General features: G+C 63.1%; 5 protein-coding genes and 1 pseudogene. 1 reads left to right on the top strand and 5 read right to left on the bottom strand.

The window, feature by feature from the left end:
• Positions 1-72 precede the first annotated feature (72 nt).
• The 4 genes and pseudogenes from tnpC to ACOVRJ_RS06655 form a co-directional block, all read right to left on the bottom strand.
• Positions 73-951 (bottom strand): annotated as a pseudogene (tnpC, locus tag ACOVRJ_RS06670) (IS66 family transposase); the annotation flags it as partial.
• Between the two features lie 61 nt (positions 952-1,012).
• Entirely contained in the window at positions 1,013-1,345 is a 333-nt protein-coding gene (tnpB, locus tag ACOVRJ_RS06665) for an IS66 family insertion sequence element accessory protein TnpB (protein ID WP_422043102.1), read from the bottom strand.
• A 9-nt stretch (positions 1,346-1,354) separates the two neighbouring features.
• A complete protein-coding gene (gene tnpA, locus ACOVRJ_RS06660) occupies positions 1,355-1,699 on the bottom strand; it encodes an IS66-like element accessory protein TnpA (RefSeq protein ID WP_422043101.1) in 345 nt (114 codons plus the stop codon).
• Complete coding sequence (locus tag ACOVRJ_RS06655) at positions 1,651-2,004, bottom strand: IS66 family transposase (RefSeq protein WP_422043103.1); 354 nt, start codon at positions 2,002-2,004, stop codon at positions 1,651-1,653. The genes tnpA and ACOVRJ_RS06655 overlap by 49 nt, the downstream gene beginning before the upstream one ends.
• Before the next feature lie 289 nt (positions 2,005-2,293).
• Here ACOVRJ_RS06655 and ACOVRJ_RS06650 point away from each other — a divergent pair, with 289 nt between their 5' ends.
• The gene (locus ACOVRJ_RS06650) at positions 2,294-2,443 is read left to right on the top strand and encodes a transposase (protein WP_422043100.1); all 150 of its coding nucleotides are present in this window, start codon (positions 2,294-2,296) and stop codon (positions 2,441-2,443) included.
• A gap of 199 nt (positions 2,444-2,642) precedes the next feature.
• Here ACOVRJ_RS06650 and ACOVRJ_RS06645 read toward each other — a convergent pair whose 3' ends face one another.
• Entirely contained in the window at positions 2,643-3,779 is a 1,137-nt protein-coding gene (locus ACOVRJ_RS06645; protein WP_422043099.1) for a serine hydrolase domain-containing protein, read from the bottom strand.
• Positions 3,780-3,868 lie beyond the last annotated feature (89 nt).

The raw sequence follows: 3,868 nt of genomic DNA, 5'->3' as shown, positions 1-3,868 counted from the left end.
AAATGACCGGTCACCTTCAACCGAAACGACCGGTCACGATCGCCGAAATACGCACTCTGGCGTTCCCGGCAGACCGAGGAAGCCGCGCACATGCTGACCGCCCCGGCTGTCGGCGAAGTCGAAGACGACGGCCTTGATCGTGTTGAACGGCGTTGTGCAGTAGCTCCACAGGTACGCCCGGTGCGTCTTACCGTGGCCGGGCTTGAGCATCGCCACTGGCGTCTCGTCAGCGTGCAGCACGGGCTGGCGCAGCAGCTCGGCCGCCAGGGCGTCCACCAGCGGCTGCAGTTGCACGCCGCACTCGCCCACCCACTGCGCCAGAGTCGAGCGGGCGATCAGGTGCCCTGCACGCTCGAAGATCGCTTCCTGGCGGTACAGCGGCAGGTGATCCAGGTACTTGGCCACCAGCACCTGAGCCAGCAGGCTCGTCGTGGGCAGTCCCTTGTCGATGACGTGCGCAGCAACAGGCGCCTGCACGATCCTCTCGCAGCACTTGCACACCCACTTGCCGCGGACGTGGCGCTCCACCGTGAACACGCCCGGCTGGTAGTCCAGCTTCTCGGCGACGTCCTCGCCGATGCGCTGCATCGGAGTGCCGCAGCCGCAGGTGGTGTTCTCGGGCTCGTGGTGGATCTCGCGGCGCGGCAGATTGGCCGGCAGCTTCTCCCGCTTCGGTGTCTGCTTCTCGCCGCTGGCTTTGGCCGAGGGACCCATCGCTTCAATCTCGGCAGCCACTGCCGCCAAGTCGCTGTCCAGGGTCTCGTCCAGCAGGCTCTTCTGCTCGGCGCTGTAGGTCTCGGTCTTGGCGGCGAACTTCAGCCGCTTGAGGATCGCGTTCTCGTGCGTGAGCTTGTCGATGATCGCCTGCTTGAACGCGACCTCGGCGCGCGAGGCACGCAGTGCCTGGCGCAGTTGTTCCGGATCCAGCGTGTCGAGGTCTTCGGCGATCACGGAGTGTGATCGTGCCAAGCGCAACTTACGACCACCATTGGCACATGCCGCAATGGACGCGCTATAGCAACGTGATCACGCCCGCTTCTCCGATGCGTTGCCAGGGCAGGCCCAGCACGAGCGCATCGAACTGCGACCGGCTCAGCGTCAGCGTGCCACTGACATCCTTGGGCCAGGCGAACTTGCCGCTGTTCAGGCGCCGAGCCGCCAGCCACACGCCAATGCCGTCGTGCACCAGCACCTTCATGCGATTGGCGCGCCGGTTGGCGAACAGATAGGCATGATGCGGCCGCGCTGCGCCGAACACCGTGACCACCCGGGCCAATGCAGCTTCAGTTCCAGCACGCATGTCCAGCGGCTCCACGGCCATCCACACCGCCTCAACTTTGATCATGGGCGCGGATCACCGAAGCAGCTCTCGTGTCCAGGCTGCGAAGTCCGCTGCGGCCGCCGCCGGCCACGTCACCTTCATCACCACCGCGCCGCGTCGCAGCTCAACGTCGATGGTCTGCTTGTCCGCCGACGGCACCGCGGTCGTCGCAACGGCAACAGGCACGAACTGCTGCGACACAGTCACTGCACCTGCCTCGCGGGCCAGCTTGCGCCAGCCATGCACGATGTTGGCGTTGATCCCGTGCGCCATCGCGACCTTGGCTACTGAGGCGCCCGGCACGGCGCACTCGGCCAGGATCTGCGCCTTCAGCTCTGCGCTGTGGCGCCGGCGCTTACGACTATTCTCCGTATCCATCGTGTCCAGCTATTCGTTAACTGGACAGGATCGTTATCGCCGCGCAGCCTCAGCTCAAGATGGGTTCGCCGGACGCTTACGATCGGGTACCGCCCGTCGTCGGCGTAGCGCACGAGCGTGGGCCACTGCGCGGTCAGGTAGTGCAACGCCTTGCCCAGCAAGCTGCCCGGCAGCACACCATGCAGATGCCGCAGCGCCAGGGCCTCGATCTGTTCGAGCACCGGTTTGCTGTGCCTCGTCCGCTGCTGCTGCAGCGCATGGACATCGAGGTCGTCGCGGCGAGCGTCAGCCTCGACCTTGTACAGCCGGCCGATGAGCTCGATGAACTGCGCCGGCAACTGTTCCGGTCAGCGCTTGTCCTTGGGCAACGCCTCGTGGAAGTACCGCCTGCAGTGCGCCCAGCATCCCAGGTGCACGGTAAGCGGTCAATAAACGGCGTCCTTGAATCCCGAGCCGATGCCTGAGAGCCTACATGCCCACGTAGGAAGGTGGGCACGTAATGACAGAGGAGATCGAGGCGATTGCCAGACGACTGGTGGTTGGCCACAAGCGCGACGGTCGCAGCATCTACGACCCGCAGGCCCGGATCGACTGGTGCGAGCCAGCCAGCAGCCGGGTATCTCGCTGGCCAGGGTCGCCAGGACGTGCGGCATCAACGCCAACGTGCTGAGCAACTGGGTACGACAGCACGAGCGCGGCAAGCGTGTGGGCTTCGCGCTGCTGCGGCACGTGGTCGACATCTGATCGCAGCTGGCGGTCAAGAGGGCCTTGAGGCCACGCTTACCTACAAGCGGGGCAAGGATCCTGAGATCCTGCTCATCGACGGCCGGTCGGGCAATGCGGCCTTGAGGCGACGCTTACGCCTTTTCGTGTTGAGCAAGACCGCCGACGACATCCTGGCCAGCATCGAGCGGTTTTGTTTGCGAACTTCTAACTCACGACATTAGGGACTGGGTAGCAGCTTTGCCACGGTGCCTTCCAGCGCATTGCAGCATCCACTGCTGCTGTTTGCGAGCACGATCACCGCCCAGCCTTGGTCTGGGTATCTGGCATACACGGTCCGAAATCCCGCCAACGCGCCGTCGTGAGCTACCCGTCGCCTCCCATCGACGATGGCCACGTCCCACCCCATTCCATAGCCGACCGAATACTCAGAACCCCTTGCCGTCGATCCGTCATTGAGCCGAGCCGGTGTCTCCATGAGCCTAAGGGTTTCTGCCGACACGACTCGCCCATCCCAAAGTTCGGCCTCAAGTCGCGCAAGATCGTTCACTGTGGAGACAAACGCGCCACTGGGTCGAAGGGCAATGTACTCACGGATGTTCTCGTGGCGACCATGCCTCCACTCATACGATGCAGCACGGCGAGGAATGATGTCGCGGACGCTGGTCGTTCGGGTGTCCTTCATCCCAGCCCGCTGGAACATTTCCTTCTGCATGAACTGCGGCCAGGGATCACCGCCAACGCGAGTGATGACCTCGGCCAACGCGAAATAGCAGACGTTGCAGTACTCCCACTTCGTGCCCGTCGGGGATACCAGCGGTACGCTGAAGGCAGCAGCGACGAGCTCGAAGTCAGGTTTGATTCTTTCACCATCAAAGGCCGGCGATTCGCGGGTGATTCCGGAGGTGTGGCTGAGCAGGTGCGTGAGGCGGACATCCTTCCAACTCTTGGGAGTACCGGGAAGGTACTTGGCAATGGGGTCGTCGAACCGTAACTTCCCTTGCTCGACAAGCCGAGCAACACCCAGTGCAATGATTGGTTTACTCACCGAGGCGATGGCAAACACCGAATCGGGTGTGGCGGGCACTTCGTTCTCGATGTTCGCCTTGCCGTAGCCCTTTGCGTAGAGCAAATTGCCCTTGTACACGATGCCCAGTGCTAGGCCGGGAATTTTCTGTACTTCCATCTCCCGGGCGATGACCTCGTCGATGGCAGCGCCATTCAGCGCCTGTTTGAAGACAACTGGGTCGGCGCGCGCACCGATGTTGGCTAGGCAGATGGCTAGCAAGGCCAGTGCGGCGGCTCTCATGAAGGGAGAGAGACGGTGCGAAGTCACTGTACTCTTGATGCTGTTCACGCAAGACCTGCCTCAAAAGGGGTGCTGGAAGTGTCCTGATCGTTGCACACACTTGACACAAGTGTTTGGTCCCGCTATTCTCCCTCCCC

Source organism: Roseateles sp., from assembly GCF_049240545.1.
Taxonomy (GTDB): domain Bacteria; phylum Pseudomonadota; class Gammaproteobacteria; order Burkholderiales; family Burkholderiaceae_C; genus Paucibacter_A.
The sequence above is the reverse complement of the archived record's forward strand: the minus strand, read 5'-3'. Positions and strand labels throughout refer to the sequence as shown.